The following is a 22,365-nucleotide window of genomic DNA, read 5'->3' on the forward strand; positions in this document are numbered from 1 at the left end:
GAAATGATTAAACAATAGTGTTAAATGCGCACTAAATCATAAGTCTGCAGCTTTAAAAACGCATATATTTACGCAAAATTTGATGATGAGAGTTTTAATCACTGGAGCGACAGGATTGGTGGGGCGTGAAATAACAAGGCATTGCCTCAAGCTGGGAATTGCTGTAAATTACCTCACTACGAACAAGGCCAAAATCGTTTCAAAAACAGATTATCAAGGTTTTTATTGGAAGCCCGAAAACAATGAAATAGACCTTCGTTGCTTTCAAGGGGTAGATGCTATTATTAATCTGGCAGGAGCCAGTGTTGCCAAAAAATGGAATAGCATGTATAAACAACAGATTTTATCCAGTAGGACCAATACCCTTCAGACGCTTTACAAGGCGCTTCAGAAAGTAGACGCCTATAACATTAATACGATCGTCTCTGCATCAGCAATTGGTGTATACCCTGATTCGCTTTCCAATTATTATGACGAAAGTGAATCGGAAAAAAATAAAAACTTCTTAGGGGAAGTGGTGCAAACTTGGGAACATGAAGCAGATAAGTTTACGGATTTAGATATTAAAGTGGCTAAAATACGCATTGGCATTGTGTTGTCTAAGGATGGAGGAGCACTAAAGGAAATGGCGCGACCCATAAAAAATTATGTTGGTGCCGCTTTGGGTTCTGGAGAGCAATGGCAATCTTGGATTCATATTGAGGATTTGGCTAGAATGTTCCTTTTTATTCTAGAAAATGAACTAGAAGGGGTATTTAATGGTGTTGCGCCCGATCCCATTACCAATACCAAGCTTACGAAGGAGATTGCCGATGTTCTTGGGAAACCTTTAATTTTACCCAATGTACCCAAGTTTGTTCTAAAAACAATTCTTGGGGAAATGGCTGCTGTAGTATTGGGAAGTCAGCGTGTTAGCAGTAAAAAGATTGAAGGAGAAGGTTTTATTTTTAATTTTAGGAATATTTGTTTGGCTCTAAATAACCTATATACAAAACAGGGGCAGAACTGCGTAAATGATTCGGAATACACCAAAGAATATGTATAAATAGATTTTATCCAATATAAAATAGCAATAGAACACCTGTCTCCTCAGGTGTTTTTTTATAAAGTCTTGTGACATTTTGACATTTTTAAAGAATTGGCAGTACTTTTGCGATCTTAGAATTTTAGTATTTAAAATGAGATAATACATGGCAAAAAAAAATAAAGTAGAAGATATAGACGAAGTACTATCCAAAGAACAAGTGGACGAGCAACTGCAGGAAGAAACTATCGAAGTAGAGGATACCAACACTGTCGAGGAAGAAGAATTGTCAGTTGAAGAACAACTCAAAGAGGATTTGGAAAAAGAAAAAGATAAATTTTTACGTCTATTTGCCGAATTTGAAAATTATAAGAAACGAACTTCTAAAGAACGCATGGATCTTTTTAAGACCGCAGGTCAAGAAGTCATAGTTTCCCTACTTCCTGTCATGGATGATTTTGACCGTGCTCTAAAAGAATTGTCGAAATCAGAGGACAAAGAAATGTTCAAAGGCGTAGAATTGATTAGTAATAAGTTTAAGGAAACGCTAAAAACCAAAGGCTTACAGGAAATTGGCGCAAAGCAAGGTGATGCTTTTGACGCGGAAATTCATGACGCCATTACCCAGATTCCAGCACCGAACAAGAAACTAAAAGGAAAATTGATCGATGTGGTGGAAAAAGGATTTAAACTAGGCGATAAAATCATCCGACACCCAAAAGTGGTGGTCGGCAATTAATTCTACGGATATGAAGGAAGATTTTTACGAAATACTGGGGCTCAGCAAAGGCGCTAGTGCAGCTGAGATAAAAAAGGCATATCGCAAGAAGGCCATAGAATATCACCCGGATAAAAACCCGGGAGATGCAAAGGCTGAGGAGATGTTTAAAAAAGCTGCAGAAGCCTATGAGGTGTTGAGCGACCCCAACAAAAAAGCAAAATATGACCAATACGGTCATGCAGCTTTCGAAGGAGGCGGCTTTGGCGGTGGCGGTATGAACATGGACGACATCTTTAGTCAGTTTGGTGATATCTTCGGTGGCGGCTTCAGTGGTTTTAGTGGTTTTGGCGGCTTCGGTGGAGGTGGTCAACGTAGAGTTAAGGGAAGTAACCTTAGGATAAGGGTAAAGCTGACTTTAGAAGAAGTTGCCAATGGTGTGGAGAAAAAAGTAAAAGTACGTAGAAAGGTCCAAGCCAGTGGTGTTACTTATAAAACCTGTACTACCTGTGATGGAAGGGGGCAAGTGGCCAAGGTAACTAACACAATCTTGGGAAGAATGCAAACCGCTACTACTTGCAGTACTTGTGGGGGAAGTGGACAAATATTGGATAGAAGACCAAGTGATGCCGATGCCCAAGGACTAAAAGTTCAAGAAGAAACGGTTTCGATCAAAATACCCGGAGGTGTTGAAGAGGGAATGCAATTGAAGGTTCCAGGAAAAGGAAATCAAGCTCCTGGTAATGGTGTAGCTGGTGATTTACTCGTAGCCATAGAAACTATTGATCATGCAACCCTAAAAAGAGAAGGGGATAATTTGCATTATGATTTGTATATCAGTATTTCCGAAGCGGTGCTAGGTACGTCCAAAGAGGTCGATACGGTCAATGGAAAAGTACGTATTAAGCTAGAGTCAGGAATACAATCCGGTAAAATTTTACGCCTAAGAGGTAAGGGGATATCCAGTATCAATGGCTATGGTAGTGGAGATTTATTGGTACATGTCAATGTATGGACTCCTAAGGAATTGAATAAGGAACAACGAGAGTTTTTTGAACGCATGCAGGAGAACGATAATTTTGCTCCTAAACCAGAAAAATCTGATAAGTCTTTCTTTGAAAAAGTTAAAGATATGTTCACATAACATAATAAACTTTCATTGTTAAATAAAAAACGTATATTTGGCATTATATTGGGTAACCAATATTAATTTTCTTTTTCATAGCAATTTTTTTCCCATCCTTAATTCATTGAGGGTGGGTTTTGCTTTTTAGAGCAAATCCATAAAAAAATAAGGGAATAAAAATGCGCGAATCATGCAGCCTTTTGTGTTGAAATCCTATAGGTTTCCTATAATCTTACATGTGCTCATAAAATTAAAGCGTTGCGTTATTTTCCATTAAAATCGCAGCCATCTTTTAAAGCAATTCTACTATCTTTGGGGAAACCGACTTCATGAAGAATATTTTGATCGCTGAGGAGATCACTAAGAAATTTGGAAACCATACTGCACTTGATTCGGTTTCTTTAGAAATTCCTGAAAATAGTATTTATGGTTTATTGGGCCCCAATGGTGCTGGGAAAACCACTTTAATACGAATTATCAATCAAATAACCTATCCCGATAAAGGAACAGTGTTTTTTGATGGTAAACCCCTAGACCAAACGCATATTGCATTGATTGGCTATCTTCCTGAAGAACGTGGCTTGTACAAAAATATGAAAGTAGGAGAGCAAGCCCTTTATTTGGCCCAATTGAAAGGAATGCAAAAGCAAGAAGCAAAAAAAAGACTATTGTATTGGTTTGAAAAATTGGATATCGGAGATTGGTGGAACAAAAAAATACAAGAGCTCTCTAAAGGAATGGCCCAGAAAATACAATTTATTGTCACAGTGCTGCATCAACCCAAATTATTGATTTTTGATGAGCCTTTTAGCGGTTTTGATCCTATTAATGCCAATATTATAAAGGATGAAATCTTAGAGCTGAAGGACAATGGGGCTTCTATAATTTTTTCTACGCATCGCATGGAATCGGTTGAAGAGTTGTGTGAACATATTACCTTGATTCATAAGTCTGAAAAGATATTGGATGGGAAACTCTCGGAAATAAAGAAAAAATATAAAAAAAATATTTTTGAAGTGGGACTGGATGTTGATGAAAATACCACAATACTAAAAGAAATCCAAGAACGCTTTACGCTGGTATCCTCCGCCTATGATACTGCTGAAAAACAACTCCGACTAGAAGTGCAATTGCCTACGGATAATACCAAGGAACTCCTGGCTTTTCTGTCGTTAAAGAATAACATCAACCATTTTGTGGAACAGATTCCTTCGGCAAACGATATTTTTATTGAAACGGTTAAAAATAAGGGAGTACATGCATAAACTATCGCTCATTATACGACGGGAATATTTGGCAAAGGTTCGTAATAAATCCTTCGTGATCATGACTTTTTTAAGTCCGCTATTGATGGTGGCAATGGTAGTATTGGTCATTTATCTGACCAAGCTGAATGATAATGAAAAAAGAATTATCGGTGTTTTTAATCAAAGTGATTATTTTTCCAATGATTTTTTAAGTACCGAAAGTACCTCCTATGTTAACTTTAAGGATATTGACCTGGAAAGTGCAAAAGACTCGGTCATCAATTTAGGATATTATGGCCTGCTGCATATCCCCAATGCCCCTGATTTGGAAAAAGTAGCTGAGAATGCCTTCTTTTATTCAAAAGAAGCACCAAATACCTTGATTCTAAATAGACTGGAGACCATTTTTCAAAACCGACTAAAAAAAAGACGCCTTCAAGACTTGGGGATTTCAACAAAGGATTTTTCTATTTTAGATCAACCTTTTGAAATTCATGCCGGTACTTTTAAGGGAGAACAAAATTTAAAAGGAATCAATGAAGTGAAATTAGCACTTGGTGGAGCTTTTGGCTATTTGATCATGATGTTTATCATAATATATGGTGGCTTTGTTATGCGCAGTGTCATTGAGGAAAAGACAAGTAGAATTATTGAAGTCATTATATCTTCCGTGAAGCCTTTCCAGTTGATGTTGGGCAAGATTATCGGTACTTCCCTCGCAGGAATCACACAATTTGCAATTTGGATTATTTCGGCTAGCGTATTACTGACCATAGGCTTCCTTATTTTGGATATCGATATGGGTAATTTGGGGTCTAATATGGATGTGGCAACTCAGATGAGCAATAAATTTAATGCCGTAGATACCCTAAATACCGACGTAGAGCTCTATTTAAAAGAGGTCTTGAAATTCCCGTGGTTTACTTTGGTCACTTTCTTTTTGATCTATTTTGTACTAGGGTATCTTATCTATAGCTCAATATATGCCGCTATTGGTGCCGCAGTAGATAACGAAACGGATACGCAACAATTTATGGTGCCCGTACTTATACCCCTGATGTTGGCCATTTATGTGGGATTCTTTTCCGTATTGAACAATCCCAATGGCCCCATTGCCGTTGGTTTTTCTCTTTTTCCCTTGACCTCTCCTATTGTAATGCTCATGCGTTTGTCCGGAGGTATTGGAGAAGAAGGGGTTCCCATTTGGCAACTGGCTGTATCCATAGGGTTATTGATCGTGACCTTTGCAGGAATTGTCTGGCTGGCAGCAAAAATCTATCGCGTGGGGATTCTCATGTACGGGAAGAAAGCAAGCTATAAAGAGATATTTAAGTGGTTAAAATATTAATATGGAAAAGTTACAGGATATTTTATCAGCTATCAAGGATTTCTTGAACTACAAAATTCTTGACAATGAAAACGTGCATATTACCGTAGGCACCTTTTTAACCATTATTATTGCCATTATCCTGGTAACCTATATCCTGCGATTGGTGCGTAAATTGATTACGATAAAATTACCGCAGGAAGACAAGAATAAATTTGAAAGCATCTTTGGGTTTCTCAAGTATCTCTTCTATGTTATTGCCATAGTCATCATCTTACAATCTTCGGGAGTCGATTTAACAGTATTGCTTACTGCTTCTGCCGCCTTGTTTGTTGGATTGGGGTTCGCCTTGCAGTACCTCTTTCAGGATATCATTTCGGGTATTTTAATTATTTTGGACCAATCCTTGCATGTAGGGGATATTATAGAGGTAGAACATAAAGTTGGACGGGTATTTGAAATACGCCTGCGTACCACAAGGGCATTGACACGCGATGACAAAGTTATTGTAATCCCAAATCATAAATTCCTAACGGACACGATTTACAATTACACCCAGAATCATAAAACTACCCGGGAGGCTGTTAGGGTAGGTGTAGCTTATGAAAGCGATGTGGAATTGGTGACCAGGATATTGGAAGAAATTGTCAGTGAACAACAAGGAGTCCTTAAAAAGCCTAAACCCTTTGTGCTTTTTGAAGACTTTGGAGATTTCGCCTTGAATTTTGCGGTATGTTTTTATACCACAGATAGTTATGGGGATCCCTTGATCAAGAGTGAAATCAGGTATAAAATCAACGCAAAATTTAAAGAAGAGGGGATTAAGATACCTTTCCCGCAACGCGAAGTAAACATAATAGAATCATAATTTAAATCAGAGATAAATGTCAAGAATATTAGTTATAGAGGATGAATCGGCCATTCGGAGAGTATTGGTGAAGATTCTTTCGGAAGAGAATGATAATTATAAAGTCTTTGATGAGGAAGACGGTTTAAAAGGTTTGGAGGTCATAAAAAAAGAAGATTTTGATTTGGTGCTCTGTGATATTAAGATGCCTAAAATGGATGGTGTTGAGGTATTGGAAGCGGTGCGTAAAATTAAACCCGAGATTCCATTTATTATGATTTCGGGTCATGGCGACTTGGATACAGCGGTCAACACCATGCGTCTGGGTGCTTTTGATTATATCTCTAAACCCCCAGATTTGAATCGTTTGCTTACTGCTGTACGCAATGCTTTGGATCGCAAGGAATTGGTGGTGGAAAATAAAATTCTAAAGAAAAAAGTAAGCAAGAATTACGAAATGGTGGGAGATAGTAAGGCTATTACCCGTATCCAAGATATTATAGAGAAAGTGGCACCCACCGATGCCCGTGTATTGATTACAGGGCCTAATGGAACGGGAAAAGAACTGGTAGCACATTGGATTCATGAGAAAAGCCAACGTAGTACAGCACCTTTTATAGAAGTAAATTGTGCTGCAATACCTTCGGAATTAATTGAAAGTGAATTGTTCGGTCATGTCAAAGGAGCATTTACTTCAGCCGTTAAAGATCGAGCAGGTAAGTTTGAAGCTGCGAATAACGGAACTATTTTCTTGGATGAAATTGGGGATATGAGCTTATCTGCCCAAGCTAAAGTTTTAAGGGCACTGCAAGAGAATAAAATTTCCAGAGTAGGTACGGACAAGGATATTAAAGTAAATGTACGGGTAGTTGCCGCAACCAATAAAGACTTGGCGAAAGAAATAGCCGCAGGAAATTTTAGAGAAGATCTGTATCATCGTTTGGCTGTTATTTTAGTGAAAGTGCCCGCGCTTAATGATAGAAGGGAAGATATTTCTTTGTTGATTACGCATTTTGCAAAGAAAATTGCTTCCGAACAAGGTACGGCGCCCAAAACATTTTCGGATAAAGCAGTAGGTCTTTTGGAAGGTTATGATTGGACAGGGAATATTCGAGAACTCCGGAATGTTGTGGAACGTCTAATCATTTTAGGGGGGAGTGAGATTACCGAGGAAGATGTAAACATGTTTGCAAGTAAATAAGAAGAAGAAAAACATGAAAAGGAACAATTTTTAGATCGATCAAAATTAAAGAATTATGAAAAAATTGAAAGTACAAGTGTTGACAGGAACAGCGCTAAAAAATATCTCCGGGGGAGAAATGAAGACTTTTCAGGGAAAAGTGGCTGGTGTTCAAGTTACTGGAACAGGAGGAGGTTTAGGAGCTGGGTCGCGTATACAATTAAGAGGAAACAGATCCTAAGAGATAGCATGGTTCATTTTCCCTTAAAATAGGCAATACTACCTTCTTTAAAATAGCCTCTTAGCCTTGAGCAAGAATAAGCTATAGTGAAATTAAAAAAATAAAACCTTACCATCATATGATGGTAAGGTTTTTCATTATGGCTTAAACAAAAAAACAAACGGTATTCAAATTTTTTTGGCTAACGGATACAATCCTCTAACTTCTGTATGGCTTTATATGCCATGGTTTTAGCCTTGATATTGTAGTAACGCTTAGCTTCTGGTATTTTCTTATTCTCTAATTGCCGTTCACATTTTCTATATAAAGTATAGGCAAAATTGTAGGCTGCTTTGCAATCTACAGTGTTGATTACTTCATCCAAGGAATGTTGAAAATCTACCAAACTTTGGTCAATTTTTTCTTTGAGCATTTTATTTTCCGGTAGTATCAAAGTTCTTTTTTCCCTTCTAGAAGAAATTGTACTTAAAGAAAGGGGATGGGTAGCGTAGCTGCGATCGTGCAAATCATGCCTTTCCAAAGCATTCAAACCATAGGTCGTACTTTCCATAGCCCTTCTTAAAAAGATTTTGGTGCTGTCTAAAGACGTTGTTCTTGTAGCAGATTTAAGCTGTTCCAAACTTTCAAAAATACTATCTGAAGCGTAATTGCAATCGCAGGATATCAATTGTTTTCTGGTTTTTTCTATAGCGTTAATAGCTCTATAGGTGTAGAATTTGACCTTGTTAATTTCTGTTGCGCCAATTGCTCTTTTGGTTTGCGCTTTAACGTAACTTATATTGGAATTTGTGCTTTTACAGGGTTGTACGTTGCCATATACTGCAAAAGTTAATAGGTATAATGAAATAAATAATAAGGAATTTAATTGCATATTGTAGGTTTTAGATGGGGGAGATTTCTTGGGGGAAATCTGGGGTAAAGATAGTAACGCATACTTCAATTGAATTTTGTTTTTCGATGAAATACGATTTTGAAATATGATTTTGGACGAATCGGAAACTTATGCCGTTTAACGGTAATTTTTTTTTCGGTGAATTGCAAAATACAACGACAAAAAATTATATATTCAACACATGGATAAAGTAAATGCAAGCAATTTTAAGGCAAACAATGGGATAAGATTAACTGAAATCCCTACACTGAACAATTTGGGAAGCTCGGATAAAGAACTGAAAAAAGAATTGGAGGATATCCGGGAGGATCTGGGGGAACTTCAGGACACGCTGTACGCTCATGGTAAATATAGTGTCCTTGTATGTTTACAAGGAATGGATACTGCAGGTAAAGATAGCCTTATCCGGGAAGTGTTCAAGGATTTTAATGTTAGGGGGGTAGAGGTACATAGTTTTAAAGTGCCTACCGAATTGGAGTTGGGACACGACTATCTGTGGAGACATTATATTGCCTTACCGGTAAAAGGGAAGTTTGGCGTATTTAACCGCACCCATTATGAAAATGTCTTGGTCACCCGAGTGCATCCTGAATATATCATGGGAGAGCATATCCCAGGAATTCACAGTGTTGCGGATATTGATCAAAGGTTTTGGGATAAGCGTTTTGAACAGATCAATAACTTTGAACGGCATATTTCCGAAAATGGGACCATAGTGTTTAAGTTTTACCTACACCTTTCTAAAGAAGAACAACGAAATAGATTGCTGCGAAGATTGGCCTTAACGGAAAAACATTGGAAATTTTCTCCTGGAGATCTAAAGGAACGAAAATTGTGGGATGCCTACCAAAGCTGCTACCAAGAAGCTATTTCCAGAACCTCAAAAGAACATGCCCCTTGGTATGTTATTCCTGCAGATAATAAAAAAGCGGCCCGAGTCATTGTTGCTTCGATTTTGTTGGAGGAGTTAAAAAAATACAAAGATATTGCTGCGCCTGAGCTAGATGACAAAATAAAAGCTAATTTAGACATCTATAAAGACGAATTGAATAATGAATAAAACAAGCGCTATGAAGAAACTATGGATTGTACTAGTATTGGTGGTTGCTCAAAGTTATGCCCAAAGTGATGACGAAAAGCAATTGAAGGCAATCTATGATGCTGCATTGACCGATGGAAAGGCCTATGATTGGTTAAATTACCTCTCCAATCAAATCGGAGGACGACTTTCTGGCTCAGTGGAAGCACAACAAGCGGTATTGTACACAAAAAAACAATTGGATTCCTTAGGGTTGGATCGCGTCTGGTTGCAACCCGTAATGGTTCCAAAATGGGTGAGAGGCACACCAGAATTTGCCTATATAGAGAGCGATCCCGGAGTCACCAATAATGTTGCTATTTGTGCCTTGGGCGGATCGGTGGCGACACCGAGCAATGGTATTAAGGCAAATGTTATTGAAGTACAAGGGATTGAAGAATTGGAAAGCCTTGGAAGAGCCAAGATTGAAGGTAAGATTGTATTTTTCAACAGGCCAATGGAGCCAACACAAATCAATACTTTTGCGGCCTATTCTGGTTGTGTAGATCAACGGTATTCGGGCGCTGCAGAAGCAGGGAAGTATGGCGCTGCCGGAGTTATTGTACGGTCTATGAACCTCAGGCTGGACAATTTTCCCCACACAGGGGCGATGAGTTATGGCGATGTTCCGGTAGAAAATCGTATTCCTGCAGCCGCTATTAGTACCAATGGCGCAGAATTGTTAAGCACAACCTTAAAACTGAATCCCGACATCAAGTTCTTTTTTAGACAAAGCTGTCAACAATTAAAGGACGTAGAATCCTATAATGTTATTGGTGAAATACGGGGAAGTACGTATCCCAACGAGGTTATGATTGTTGGAGGACATCTAGATTCCTGGGATTTGGGAGATGGGTCCCATGATGATGGAGCGGGTTGTGTGCAGAGCATGGATGTATTGCGTTTGTTGAAAAAAACCGGCTATAAACCTAAGCGTACCATAAGAGTTGTTTTGTTCATGAATGAAGAGAACGGTTTGCGGGGAGGAAATAAATATGCGGAAATAGCCCGTCAAAAAAATGAAAATCATGTTTTTGCTTTGGAGAGCGATTCTGGAGGGTTTACGCCTAGAGGTTTTTCGTTCGATTGTTCTGATGAAAATTTCGCACAAGTAGAAACGTGGAAAAAATTATTTGAGCCTTATTTGATCCATATGTTTGTAAAAGGAGGTAGTGGAGCAGATATTGGCCCTTTAAAAAATGAAACGATGGTTCTGGCAGGATTGCGGCCCGATTCCCAACGTTATTTTGATCACCACCACGCGGAAAACGATACCTTTGAACACGTGAATAAGCGGGAATTGGAATTAGGAGCAGCTACCATGACAAGTCTGATTTACCTCTTTGATAAATACGGTATTATTATGCCCAAGAAGATAAAAGGATAAGGGCTTAGGTTTATGGATATCTAAGAATGATTTAGGATTCCTATGGAGTAGTATGGGAAAATAGGTTGAAAAACCCATCAAGATTTTGAGAGGTTCCTCATTTGATTTTAAATCCTATTTTATTTTGAAAAGAACGAAGATTAAATTTCCCTACTATTAAGGCTGTCGCTTTCTAATGGACTTTAGGTACATGCGTTCTACTTTTTCCCTTGCCCAGAGATTCTTGCGTAGAAAAGGGAGGCTGGATTTTATAGAGGGATCATGGGTAAAGCATCTGATATTTATTCTACGCCCCATTTCTTCCCACCCATGAGTGGCAACAAGATACTCCAAAATGTCTACCAATTTCACGCCGTGTAAGGGATTGTTGGGTTGTTTGTGCTGTTGTGCTGCCATAGGTGAGTTTATTTCGTGGGATAAATAATAAATTTGTCATGAACTTTTCGCGTTGGGACATCACCCAAATGCTCCAAGGCTTGATGCAGTTCATATAAATCTTCCTTAAAAAGAGGAAGTGGTTGTTCATTGGGTTGATAGGTAGTGCCAATAGGATAATCTTTCCCTAGGGTACGGGTCATTTCAATATGATTCCCCAGAATATAGTGTATTTTATGGGTGTTTGAAAAATCTACAAGACGTTTTATACTCTTCTTAAAAGCAAACCAATCCTCCACATAGAGTCGTCCCGGATAAAAAGTATCTCCGGTCAATAAGAGTTGGGAATCCCGATCATATACAGCAATGGATGCCGATTGGTGTCCCGGAATAGGAAGAATATCTAAAATTCTATTCCCTAAATTAATGTTAACCTCTTCCTTAGGCCAATTTTTAATGTTGAAATACTGTTGCACTTCTTGTGCACTGAGACCAACTACCGTTGTGTTGGGGACTTCCTTAAATTGTGCATCTGCAGCATGATGATCTCCGTGGCCATGGGTGTGTGCAACAACCAAAGGGGTTTTCTTTTTTAGCGTGGTTTCCCATTGTGCAATAATACGGCCAACTGTTTTCTGTAATGGAAAAGTGAAAGGATCTGCAGTCGCGCCAGTATCCATAAGTAAGGCTTTCTCTTCTCCTAAAAATAAAAACAAAAAGGGGGCTTCGTAATTTAAGCACTTGTTTTGACGTAGGATCCAGGTGCTGGGATTATATTGTACTACTTGTATGGAAACATTAGTGTCGGTCGCACATTCAGCACTGCCGTGAATCCATTGTTGTTTTTGTAGGTCCACCAATGGTTTGTCCTGTGCTGTACAGGAAAGAATATAAAATAGTAAGAATGCTATGAGTGGTATTTTGAACATAGCTGTAAAGATAAGGGTGGTTTTTAGATTGAACACCTTCAAATATAGGCAGAACTCTTTGAGTAATGGAATATTGAAGCTAAAGTTTTCTGACTGATACTTGCATTTTGAAATACAGCATTGGTCATGGCATCAATGGGAGATTAAAAAAAGGGCGTCAAGTAATCTTGACGCCCTTTCAGCTTGTTATATGTAAAGTTTATGGTCTTACTTCTTCACCATTTTAATTCTGGAAACAATATTTCCATTAGCATCGCTTATGCGCAATACATAAATTCCTTGTGCCAGACTAGAAACATTCATAGTACCGATTCCATCTGTGTTTACATCAACAGCAAAAGGCTTGGAAACTACTTGTCCTGAAAGATTGACAATGACTCCTGTCAAGAGCACTGGTTTTTCAGGCTTGTCTTGCATTAAGAATTCCGCTACATCCTGTACGGGATTAGGCGTTAAGATCGCTCCATTGGCTTCTGCGTCCGCTGGAAGATTTATTACTTCGAAGTTCAAAGTAGCAACATCAGCAATCGCTCCAGTTCGATTGGCACCCGTAAATATAGTTGCCGTAATAGTATTGGCACCTTCAGGAAGTTCAATAGCGTTGTAATCTCCTTCAATATCCCCGTTTAGGGCAAAAGGAGCAACATTTTCAGTTCGGAAATTATTATTTCCGTTAAATCCGAAAAGAACGCTTCCCACTTCCTCGGAATCTACTTGAACAATAATGCTCAAGCCACTATCGAAATCACCTAGGTTGATTACTTCACCTTCTGTAAGAGGTCTAATGACTTCATTGGTTTCTGTATTCACAAGGGCAAAATTGGATGCCATTGGTACCACGTCATCCACTATGGTGAAGTTGACGCTTAATGAAGTTCCAGCGTTTCCTCTTCCGGCTATTCCTGAGAAAGGAGTAACGGTTAAGGAGTTGGCTCCAATATCCAATGCAAAAGGTCTGAAGTCTCCATCAATATCACCTCCAAGGGCATAAGGAGCGAAGTTCTCCGTAAAACGTCTTCCATTATAATCAAAGACTACACTGCCCACTTCGTCTTCAGAAAGAAGCGCTTGGATGTTCAAGTTATCGGCACCTATAGTAGAAAGGTTTATTTCATCCCCTTCAGATAAGAACTGAATAACTTCGTTGGTGTCCGCGTTGATCAAAGCAAGATCGGTTACCGCAGGAGCATTGGAATCCACTACGGTAAAGGAAACCGTTGCGGCACTTCCCGCATCTCCTGTACCATTTGGTCCAGAGAATGGCGTTGCAGTAATAGTATTTGCCCCTAATGGGAAGTTAATACCATTAAAATTCCCATCATTGTCTCCGGCAATGGTATAAGGTGCAAAGTTTTCGGTTTGTACTCCATTTTCACCATTCAGATCGAATACCACACTTCCAACAGGCGTATCTCCAGTTTCGGCGATAACACTGAGGCTAGAGGTGGACAACGTGGCGAGGTCAATGACATCTCCATCGGCTAATGGACCAATGATTGCATTGGCATCCGCATCGACTAAAGTGAACGAAGCGACTTCCGGACCTTCCAATACTTCCAGCGTAATGTCAACTGGTGTAACCGGGTTGATAGGATCATTGCTACTTACAATGGCCGCTGACGTATAAGTAATACCACCTTCAAGGCCTTCTGCACTGATTTCAATAGGAATATCCACAGATTCACCAGGTGCTAAAGTTCCCGTGATAGGTGGTGTAAAAGTAACCGCCAAATTGTTCTCCAAGTACGCATTGTTAAAGATTACCTGAAGGCCTGATGTTCCTCCTGGAGCTTCAATACCTACGGTGCTTGAAGTCAATAATGCCGTAGTAAGATCGGCATACTGCATCTTAAAGGAACCGTCAGGGAATAGAATAATTTGGAACGTCACAGGAGCATCGTTTGCCAAGAAACGTGGTGTAGCCTCATATTGGATGATAAAACGTTCGGAATTGCCTTCATAGAAGACCCCGGTACCATTTTGTGGCTCAATATCATCCCACATTCCAGCAATGAAGTTATTAGGACTTCCTGTACCTGGAATTTGTGCATTGATAAAATCAATACCCACAATAGGAGAGAAGGTCACATAACCATTCGCAGAAATCGTGATTTCATTTTGAATTTCTCCGTAGAAAGAGAAGTCAAAGGATAGTGGAACAGTCTCGTTTCCATCGGCTCCTACATTGGCTTGGATACCAGTTCCACTGATATCTATAAAGTCAAATGCAGGTCCACCGCTATTACTGTCTACGAAAGTGTATCCAAAACTATCCGGACCACCACTCGTGTTACGGAACGTTTGTCCTACTCTGTTATCGGCAGCTTGCTTACTTCTCAATGGCTCAAAATCCAAACGATCATAGCTTGGGAAAGTTGCTGTAGCCGTTCCTTCAGGTGTAAAGGCAGAAGGAGGTGCTACAGAGTACACCAACGGGCTTCCGCCATTGTTGCTCAATGTAATATTCTCCGTTGTGGTCTCCTCTTCGGTCAGGGTCACTGAAAGGGAAGCAGGATCGATACCAAGAACTGGAGGATCTATTCCCTCACCACTTAAGCTAATGGTAATGGATTCGTTACCAAACCCATCATTACTGACAATAGTAATATCGTCGGTTATTTCACCTACAGAAGTTGGCGCGAATGTTACCGTTACTGCGGTCGCTTCTCCTGGATCTAAAGAAATAGGTGCAGATAAATCCAACTGGAAATCAGAATTTTCATTGGAAAGCTCACTGATTTCAAGAACACTGGTACCTGTATTTTCAATACTCACCATGGCCTCACTGGTTAAACCAATAAAAATAGGCTCAAACACAAGCATTTCATCCGATACTGCAATTTCTGGAGTACCAATTACGGTAAGCTCAAATAAAGCAGTACTATTACTCTTATCAGGTGCATTGGAAGAAACGCTCAATTCATCAAAGAACACTCCATCATTCAATTCCGTAGCATCCAAGGTCACCGTAAGTTCTCTAGAACCTCCAGCAGCAATAGCACCAGATACATCGCTAATAGCGCTGATAAAAGGAGTAAGTGGCATAGAAGGTCTGTTGAAACGTAAAGCCAAACCATCTCTTATATAATCAGCGTTAAAGACTACCTGAGCTCCGTCGGAACCATCGGCATTTTCGATACCCACCGTAGCATTGTCACGGAAGCTGGCCGTATCTACGTCTTGGTAGAAGATATCGATGTTTCCATCAGGATATAAAACTACCTGGAACGTAGCGCTTTCGCCCGCACCGCCAAGGAATACATTAACATTGGTCCATTGTACCACGAAACGATCTCCAAAATCAGCTACGTGTACAGCGCCTCCTTGATTTAGAGGTTCAAGATCATCCCAGAAAACAGCAATAACATTGTTGATGTTATCATCTACAGGAATCTGGTTGTTGATAAAGGTAAAACCTGTAGGCTGTGTAAAGGATAAGAAACCATTGGCATTGATAAAGACAGATTCATATTCTATACCGTAGAATTCAAAGGGGAAAGAGATAGGACCGGAAGCGGTTCCATCCTGACCCACTGCTGCGGTAATGTCTGTTCCTACTCCAGTAATGTCCTCAAAGGCAAATACTGGTCCTCCTGGCTCATCACTGTCGATCCACGTATATCCAAAGTTACTATCAGAACCAACGGCAGAGACTACTGGGGTACCTACACGATTATCCCTTGTATTTTTGTCTCCCGGTACGAAATCGTTGAAACTTAGAATTTCCGAACTGTTCAATTGCACATTTGGATCGGCCAGAGCATTTGCGGCGGCCAACTCTGGGAAAGAGAAGGTCAATGGAGAGTTTCCATCATTACGCAGGGTGATCTGAGCGTCCACTGTTGTTCCGGCATCCGTAGTTGCCGATACTTCGGCAGGATCGAATGCAGCCATTGGCGGATCAACACCAATTCCGTTTAAGATAACATCAATAGAAGGAGTATTATCAGCATCACTGCTAATACTTAGAATGCCATTGATACTTCCAAGACCTGAAGGGGTGAAGGTCACCGTTACTTCGAGCTCTTCCCCGGCTTCCACTGTTGCAGAAGCAGGATCGACACTAAAGTCGGGATTATCTGAAGAAAGTTCAGAGATATTTAAGGTCGATAATCCATTATTGGTAATAGTTAGAACCCTTTGATTTGAATTTCCAAGGAAAACATTATCAAAAGTCAACAACTCGTCGGATACAGCAATCTCGGAAGTTTGCCCTGAAACCTCAAAAGTAGTAGCTACTGTTGCGGTAGGCGTCATAGGGTCATTACTATTAAATAGAATGTCCGTATTGTACACGCCGTTTGCCAGATTCGCTCCGTTAAAAGTCACTTCCACATCTGCAGAAGATCCAGCAGCAACGGTGCCAGAAGCAGGATTTAAGGTAATATATGGCCCTCCATCCGTATCACCACTCAACGCTCTTGTTAGGAATACGAAGGTAGTAATATTGGTATAGGTAGCCCCACCATCCGAACTAAAGAAATAGGTATCGGGGCGTACGTTGGACGTATCGTCATCCTGTCCTTGCGGGAAATCGATTCCTGCGGGATAGCTATGTACTACCCAGAAGTTTTCCCCTGCAGCGAAATTTAATGGCGTCATTAATTCCTCCAATAGGAAAATACCATCGGTGCTCAAGGTAGTAGTGGTCTGTTGTAATAACAACTCCCCATCGGCAGGTGTTGAGCCTCCTCTATAAATTTCAAGGATAATGTTGGCATCGGTCAATGCTTCCGTTCTATACGCATTACGAACAGCAGTCAACGTAAAATCTGTGACCGCATCGAACTGCACTGCAGTAATGATCGGGGTTCCATTATTTAAACCTCCAAAACTATCCGGGAAGTTGATTCCGGAATCATAGAAGATGGAATCGTTGAAAACTCCCGTATTTTCGAATTGTGCTGCTGCTCTTGCGCTAGCGAATCCGGAAGGACTTGTTGCCTTAACGGATTGCATTTGGCTCACTACAGGATTACCCAATCCATACTGACGCATGTCTATCGCAGCAACCGAAGCCGCGGTACCACCATCTGATGTTGGAGGGGTAAATACGGTAGCCCCTAAGGCCGTAGTGAAATTGAGATCACTTTGGCCACTATTGCTAATGGTAACGGTAGCCGTTCTCGTTGGAGGTATGTCCACTTGTACATCCACTGATTCGCTTAAGCTATCTGGATCTACTGAAATTGTAGGTGGAGATAACACCGTTAGCGTTACAGGTACGTCTAAAGTTGGGTTCTCAGGATCATCACTGCTAATATTTATGGTAGCGGCGTATTCCCCTGGTTCCAAATCACGGGCATCAAAACGCACGTTAGCGTCTAGTGACCCTCCAAAAGGAACAGTGCCAGAAAGAGGACTTACCGTTAAGAAAAAGGTGTTATCATCCCCATCGGTAATTTCTAGATTATCAAAGGCAAAGCTAGAAGTACTTCCGGCATTATTGGAAAGAAATACAATCTGCTCAATTAAGGGAGCAAATCCAGTACCACTATGGATCAATTCATCATTGATAAAGACACGCAATGAGGAATCATCGCGATCGATACTGATACGAACGCTAAAGAAACCTTCAGGTGTTGTTGCGCCCGTAGGAACAAAAGCACCTGTACCGGCATCCAATACGTCTATAGATCCATCAGCATTAAAACGAACCCTGGTATTTACGGAACCTGCAGTAGGCGACTGTGGAATAAATTCAAAGTTTGCAGCATCTCCTTCAATTCGCAATTGGGCGGAAGCCGTCATAAAGGATTGATCACCAGGAGTGATTGATGGAGATAAGGCAATAGTCTGCGCTCCTGTTCCATTTGGAGCAACAGTTACTCCTTGGGCTCCTTCAAAAGCTCCTTCAGCAGCAACGTTAAAAGTTCCCGCAGGAGCAGCGATCCATCCAGACTGACCATTTAATTCGCCTGGTGCGAAGGCTTCAAAGCCTTCCGCTAAAATTGCAGTTTCCGTTTGTTGGAATGTCCCGGCATCTGTACGCACAAGACTTGCCAATCCATTGTTACCGGAAGAGAAGTTTCTTGAAGTAAACCCTTGTGCAGTCATATTTGCAGCAGATTTAGCTGCGCGACTGGCAAAAGTTTCTTGTGCTTCTCCATTAACGGTAATGCTAAAGTTTAAATCAGCACTTCCAGGGTTGGAGATTGTTAAATCTCTGTTTGCTACCTGGAATTGTTCTATGGTTTCATCAAAAGCAGTTGGTGCAACCTCTAGTATAGGTGCTTCTGTACCATCTAAAACACGTATGGATACAGGAATCTCAATAGGAGTTTCTTGGCCTTCAATGGTAAGAATAACAGTTTCATCATAGAAACCTCCAGGCAAGTCGGCCGTATCGATTCCCACGGTTAAGGTACCGCTTTCCGAAAGTGCAATATTCAATACTTCAGGCGTTAAGGAGGCAATTACTTGTGCCCCTTCACTGGCGCTTGCTGTAACCGAGACATCTCCTTCGGATATGTTGGTTACCGTAATATCTTGGGAAAGTGTTTCTCCAACAAAAAGTTCTGCTGTGATGGAGTTTGGATTTACGGTAATTGCTGCTTGACCTGCAAGTACCCATCCCATATCCCTAAAATGACCTCGGGTAATATCTCCGATGTCAAAATTGGATTCCGCTGGTGCCGCTTGTGGCGTCATCAGGGAGTTAGGGTCTCCGGCAGGGAAGGTAGCCTCATCCCAGTGGGCGATACTTGAACCTCCCTGGAAAGGGTTCGGAGCAAAAAGTTCCGGTAGCGTTCCTCCCAAAGCTGCTACTGCAAAAGGACCATTGACAAATACATCGCCACTGGTAAGAAAATCCCCTAATTCTACAGAAGGATTGGGAAGGTCTAAAACAGAGTTCCCATCTCCATCTACGATAAAGGTATCAAAAATGAAAGGGTTTCCACCCCCATTGATATTACCGACACCAGTGGCATTGTTTACTGTACCACCATCGATAAAACCAAGGCCGTGTCCCATTTCATGGAGTGCCACTGTAACAAAATCAAATTGTCCTGCAGGGGTGTTTCCATCGGTTCCAAAGTACCATGGAATACCACTACCAATATTCACGACAAGATCAAATTCCAAATCTGGAGCTAAATCCGTACCCGCAAGGGAATTGGCCAAAGCGATAGGATAGAAGGTGTTTTGTTCTGGAGCTCCTTGAAAATTACTGATTAAAGTAGTAGGACCTGCAGAAGCCAGAACACCGGCCCCTAAATTTTGGAAATCTGCCGAGATTCGGATGGGCTCACTGGAAACGATTTCCTGGGCCCAAATATCGATGGCAAATTGAAATGCCGCTTGAACTTCCGCATTCCCCTGGGCTCCTGGGCCAAAGGTAATTAGGATTTCGGCAGAATTGTTCGCATTAACACCAGGAATGGTACTCGATTTGCGAATCTCCTGCATTTTTTTCGATTTCAATTGTTTCATTCCCATTCTAGAATGGGCGTCCTCAAAAGATGCCGGACAGACCACAGGGTCTACGGGCATTCGCTTCATTTCCTGGGCCTGCATTTGTACAGAACCCCAAATGAATGCTACGAAAAATAGTAGGGTGCGCAGGGGTTCACGAAATTGTTCTCGTAAACCACCTACAAGGTAGTTTTTTTTCATAATCATTGGTTTTAATTAGTCTTGTAAATTAACATTTTTTTTGGAGTTACCAAACTTTATTTTCAAGTTGTTAGCGTTATACCGCTAAAGATCAGAAGTATAAAGAAACATATTAATTCTACAAATGATATTATAAAAACCATAGAATAAGTAAGGTTTATAATGTTAAAGCTTTTTATTGCGGCGAACCCCCTTTGTTTATGGGTTTTTGAGGGTTTTAAGTTATTTGTTTCATAATGAAATGATTAGCTCAAAAAGAAGACAAAATGCTAAAAAGCAGTTGTAAGGTATCAATTGATCGTTAAACGGCAAGCAGGCTTATTTTCTTTTGAATTTGTAAAAGAAAGCAGCGGTAAAATTTTCGTTCTGTATCTAAAGAAAATAATCTGAATTTAGGAAGCGTGGAAAGATATTGATATTCAGTGTCTTTCATTTTTTCTATAAAAATAGGAGTTGAAAAATATAGCCTTTCACATAATTTGTATATTTTTGCCGAACCCTTTTTTAAAATAACATCTTTTTCGGAAGATTTGGATGATATAACAAGGGGCAGCATACTCAAATGGGCACTTCTATTTCGGAATAGGAACGGTCATGAGTGTAGCATAAAATTTCGGGATGTGGCCCTTCGTCTTTGCTCAGGACAGGCTGCACCACAGTATATTGAAGAAAGCTCTTCAACATGCTGAAAAAAAGTAAACATCGAGCATGTATTGAAATTTCGGGATGTGGCGCAGTCCGGTAGCGCACACGGCTGGGGGCCGTGTGGTCGCAGGTTCAAATCCTGTCATCCCGACAAGTTAAAGTGGAAAACTCTCGTAGAAAATGTATTTTCTAACGAGAGTTTTTTGCATTTGACTTCAATTACAGCAAAGCTTTAACTTGCAACAAAAGCGATGTAATAGGATTCTCTAAATCCTGTCATTCCAGCTATTAACATTTTATGTGAAAATTTATTCCAGTGAAATACCATCCAAGTTCTCCAGTTTGGCGGTACAGCCCCAATTATATTTCTGGCGATTGTCACCGGAGAGCATGAATGCCAGGCAATTTGAGCCTTTGCGCAATTTCAATGTAGTTTGTTCATCTTGCACGAACACTCTTCCTTCGGTACCCTTTTCGGGTGGTGGACGAAAGTTCATTCCCCCGTCGAAGAGGATTTCGGAGTTCAATAAAATGACTAAATGATCGGCGTAATCAAAATTGAGTATGACCTCCTTCTCTGCATCGGAAACAATTTTACTGGTGAGTACGACCGTTTTATCCATGTCATCATAAAAACGGCTGATATTGACAAGTCCATCTTTATCAGCCCTAATCTCTTTGAATTTGTCCCTGTGCTTTAGCAATGAATCCGCTTGCTGCCGATAATTGACAGAGTCCTTGGCAAACATCTCCGACATGCGCCACTGCGCAATGTAGTTCGGAGCAATCTGTTTTGCATCATTGTCGGTGCTTTGGGTATTTCTCCCTTCTAATTTAGAAATGGAAAAGTCACTGAAATAGACTTCACCAAAATTGCTGTACAGACTTATCGCGCCCGCTTGGGCATCATGTTTTAGGTCTTCAACAACAAACGTAGGCGTATCCATATCGTTTATGTAAACAGACATCTGGTTTCCCAATACCTCTGTCTTAACATGTACCCAAGTACGGATATCCAAAAAGAAAATACCATCTTCTTTTATTTCAAAAAGCAGTGCCTCGCTGCTCTTCGGGTCGTAGATATAGGCCGGACTTGCATCAGGGACATCCACAAAAGATTCCTCTGAAAACACAACGCCTTTTTTTCCAAGGGCGGTCAAAAGGCTATCACTGGCCTTCCCGTTGACCAGTTGATCCTCCAGGGAAAGTGGTATTTTCGCCACTTCCATTCTCGGATATGTCGCATTTCCTTCGTACTGAGGATAATTGTACAATTGCCAGGGCAGGTTTCCGTTATGAATGGGAGTGTACTGTAGCGCGTCCCTATTCCCGCTCATCATCATCCGGAGGTAAAGATATTCATAGTTCTTTGGGTCCCTTACCCTAAAGCCAAATCCTGGGACTTGGCCATTGCAATGGAATTCCACTGCAAAGTCTTTGAACTCTGACGCTTTCAGAAAGGCCTTTTGACCTGGCTCAAGCAATATGGACTGCCTTCCTTGGTAATCCACAATTTCCAAGGAATCCACTGAACCATCAGGGTTTTCGATCCTCCAATGACTGTCGTTAAAGGCATATTCTTGGACAGGATTGTTCTCTTTGTTCTGACAATGACAGGATACCAATGAGATACCTACAATACATATTAGAAAGTTATAAATGTTGATTTTCATAATATAATACTAACTTTATGGTATGAATGTTTAAAAGCCAATATAATGTTACCGACCCA

15 protein-coding genes and 1 tRNA gene are annotated in these 22,365 nt (G+C 40.5%); 11 read left to right on the top strand and 5 right to left on the bottom strand.

All coding sequences use genetic code 11. The features are described 5' to 3' along the window. Positions 1-82: 82 nt before the first annotated feature. The 8 genes from ACEXOE_RS19245 (at position 83) to ACEXOE_RS19280 (ending at position 7,710) form a co-directional block, all read left to right on the top strand. The gene (locus tag ACEXOE_RS19245; RefSeq protein ID WP_394750486.1) at positions 83-1,045 is read left to right on the top strand and encodes a TIGR01777 family oxidoreductase; all 963 of its coding nucleotides are present in this window, start codon (positions 83-85) and stop codon (positions 1,043-1,045) included. 145 nt (positions 1,046-1,190) lie between these two features. Then, the gene (locus tag ACEXOE_RS19250) at positions 1,191-1,763 is read left to right on the top strand and encodes a nucleotide exchange factor GrpE (RefSeq protein WP_394750487.1); all 573 of its coding nucleotides are present in this window, start codon (positions 1,191-1,193) and stop codon (positions 1,761-1,763) included. 10 nt (positions 1,764-1,773) lie between these two features. Beyond that, positions 1,774-2,886 (top strand): molecular chaperone DnaJ, encoded by a 1,113-nt coding sequence (gene dnaJ / locus ACEXOE_RS19255; RefSeq protein WP_394750488.1) that lies wholly within the window; start codon positions 1,774-1,776, stop codon positions 2,884-2,886. A gap of 311 nt (positions 2,887-3,197) precedes the next feature. Further along, positions 3,198-4,133, top strand: a complete 936-nt coding sequence (locus tag ACEXOE_RS19260; protein WP_394750489.1) for an ABC transporter ATP-binding protein — start codon at positions 3,198-3,200, stop codon at positions 4,131-4,133. Then, on the top strand, positions 4,126-5,463 hold the full coding sequence (locus ACEXOE_RS19265) for an ABC transporter permease (protein ID WP_394750490.1): 1,338 nt from the start codon (positions 4,126-4,128) through the stop codon (positions 5,461-5,463). Before ACEXOE_RS19260 ends, ACEXOE_RS19265 begins: the two co-directional genes overlap by 8 nt. 1 nt (position 5,464) lies before the next feature. Continuing rightward, positions 5,465-6,310: a mechanosensitive ion channel family protein gene (locus ACEXOE_RS19270; RefSeq protein ID WP_394750491.1), complete on the top strand. Its 846-nt coding sequence runs from the start codon at positions 5,465-5,467 to the stop codon at positions 6,308-6,310. A gap of 16 nt (positions 6,311-6,326) precedes the next feature. Next, positions 6,327-7,490 (top strand): sigma-54-dependent transcriptional regulator, encoded by a 1,164-nt coding sequence (locus ACEXOE_RS19275; RefSeq protein ID WP_394750492.1) that lies wholly within the window; start codon positions 6,327-6,329, stop codon positions 7,488-7,490. Positions 7,491-7,545: 55 nt separating this feature from the next. Continuing rightward, a complete protein-coding gene (locus ACEXOE_RS19280) occupies positions 7,546-7,710 on the top strand; it encodes a hypothetical protein (protein ID WP_394750493.1) in 165 nt (54 codons plus the stop codon). Between the two features lie 181 nt (positions 7,711-7,891). Here ACEXOE_RS19280 and ACEXOE_RS19285 read toward each other — a convergent pair whose 3' ends face one another. Continuing rightward, entirely contained in the window at positions 7,892-8,581 is a 690-nt protein-coding gene (locus ACEXOE_RS19285; RefSeq protein ID WP_394750494.1) for a hypothetical protein, read from the bottom strand. Between the two features lie 202 nt (positions 8,582-8,783). Here ACEXOE_RS19285 and ACEXOE_RS19290 point away from each other — a divergent pair, with 202 nt between their 5' ends. Both ACEXOE_RS19290 and ACEXOE_RS19295 read left to right on the top strand, forming a co-directional pair. Continuing rightward, positions 8,784-9,662, top strand: coding sequence for a PPK2 family polyphosphate kinase (locus ACEXOE_RS19290; RefSeq protein WP_394750495.1), 879 nt, complete (start codon positions 8,784-8,786; stop codon positions 9,660-9,662). 10 nt (positions 9,663-9,672) lie between these two features. Then, positions 9,673-11,067, top strand: coding sequence for a M20/M25/M40 family metallo-hydrolase (locus ACEXOE_RS19295; RefSeq protein ID WP_394750496.1), 1,395 nt, complete (start codon positions 9,673-9,675; stop codon positions 11,065-11,067). A gap of 156 nt (positions 11,068-11,223) precedes the next feature. On the opposite strand, the gene ACEXOE_RS19300 is transcribed toward ACEXOE_RS19295, so the two are convergent. The 3 genes from ACEXOE_RS19300 to ACEXOE_RS19310 form a co-directional block, all read right to left on the bottom strand. Then, positions 11,224-11,463 (bottom strand): VF530 family protein, encoded by a 240-nt coding sequence (locus ACEXOE_RS19300; RefSeq protein ID WP_394750497.1) that lies wholly within the window; start codon positions 11,461-11,463, stop codon positions 11,224-11,226. Positions 11,464-11,471: 8 nt separating this feature from the next. Then, on the bottom strand, positions 11,472-12,371 hold the full coding sequence (locus tag ACEXOE_RS19305; protein WP_394750498.1) for an MBL fold metallo-hydrolase: 900 nt from the start codon (positions 12,369-12,371) through the stop codon (positions 11,472-11,474). Positions 12,372-12,578: 207 nt separating this feature from the next. Beyond that, on the bottom strand, positions 12,579-19,988 hold the full coding sequence (locus tag ACEXOE_RS19310) for an Ig-like domain-containing protein (RefSeq protein ID WP_394750499.1): 7,410 nt from the start codon (positions 19,986-19,988) through the stop codon (positions 12,579-12,581). Positions 19,989-20,710: 722 nt separating this feature from the next. Here ACEXOE_RS19310 and ACEXOE_RS19315 point away from each other — a divergent pair. After that, positions 20,711-20,784, top strand: a tRNA-Pro gene (locus tag ACEXOE_RS19315). A 157-nt stretch (positions 20,785-20,941) separates the two neighbouring features. On the opposite strand, the gene ACEXOE_RS19320 is transcribed toward ACEXOE_RS19315, so the two are convergent. After that, the gene (locus ACEXOE_RS19320; protein ID WP_394750500.1) at positions 20,942-22,306 is read right to left on the bottom strand and encodes a hypothetical protein; all 1,365 of its coding nucleotides are present in this window, start codon (positions 22,304-22,306) and stop codon (positions 20,942-20,944) included. Between the last annotated feature and the right edge of the window lie 59 nt (positions 22,307-22,365).

The sequence above is a fragment of the Spongiimicrobium salis genome, assembly GCF_043678055.1.
Classification (GTDB): Bacteria; Bacteroidota; Bacteroidia; order Flavobacteriales; family Flavobacteriaceae; genus Spongiimicrobium; species Spongiimicrobium salis.

What these genes read in the sequence shown, in the direction of transcription:
- ACEXOE_RS19245 (WP_394750486.1), top strand. Translation starts at nt 83, where the DNA reads ATGATGAGAGTTTTAATCACTGGAGCGACAGGATTGGTGGGGCGTGAA.
- ACEXOE_RS19250 (WP_394750487.1), top strand. Translation starts at nt 1,191, where the DNA reads ATGGCAAAAAAAAATAAAGTAGAAGATATAGACGAAGTACTATCCAAA.
- dnaJ (WP_394750488.1), top strand. Translation starts at nt 1,774, where the DNA reads ATGAAGGAAGATTTTTACGAAATACTGGGGCTCAGCAAAGGCGCTAGT.
- ACEXOE_RS19260 (WP_394750489.1), top strand. Translation starts at nt 3,198, where the DNA reads ATGAAGAATATTTTGATCGCTGAGGAGATCACTAAGAAATTTGGAAAC.
- ACEXOE_RS19265 (WP_394750490.1), top strand. Translation starts at nt 4,126, where the DNA reads ATGCATAAACTATCGCTCATTATACGACGGGAATATTTGGCAAAGGTT.
- ACEXOE_RS19270 (WP_394750491.1), top strand. Translation starts at nt 5,465, where the DNA reads ATGGAAAAGTTACAGGATATTTTATCAGCTATCAAGGATTTCTTGAAC.
- ACEXOE_RS19275 (WP_394750492.1), top strand. Translation starts at nt 6,327, where the DNA reads ATGTCAAGAATATTAGTTATAGAGGATGAATCGGCCATTCGGAGAGTA.
- ACEXOE_RS19280 (WP_394750493.1), top strand. Translation starts at nt 7,546, where the DNA reads ATGAAAAAATTGAAAGTACAAGTGTTGACAGGAACAGCGCTAAAAAAT.
- ACEXOE_RS19285 (WP_394750494.1), bottom strand. Translation starts at nt 8,581, where the DNA reads ATGCAATTAAATTCCTTATTATTTATTTCATTATACCTATTAACTTTT.
- ACEXOE_RS19290 (WP_394750495.1), top strand. Translation starts at nt 8,784, where the DNA reads ATGGATAAAGTAAATGCAAGCAATTTTAAGGCAAACAATGGGATAAGA.
- ACEXOE_RS19295 (WP_394750496.1), top strand. Translation starts at nt 9,673, where the DNA reads ATGAAGAAACTATGGATTGTACTAGTATTGGTGGTTGCTCAAAGTTAT.
- ACEXOE_RS19300 (WP_394750497.1), bottom strand. Translation starts at nt 11,463, where the DNA reads ATGGCAGCACAACAGCACAAACAACCCAACAATCCCTTACACGGCGTG.
- ACEXOE_RS19305 (WP_394750498.1), bottom strand. Translation starts at nt 12,371, where the DNA reads ATGTTCAAAATACCACTCATAGCATTCTTACTATTTTATATTCTTTCC.
- ACEXOE_RS19310 (WP_394750499.1), bottom strand. Translation starts at nt 19,988, where the DNA reads ATGAAAAAAAACTACCTTGTAGGTGGTTTACGAGAACAATTTCGTGAA.
- ACEXOE_RS19320 (WP_394750500.1), bottom strand. Translation starts at nt 22,306, where the DNA reads ATGAAAATCAACATTTATAACTTTCTAATATGTATTGTAGGTATCTCA.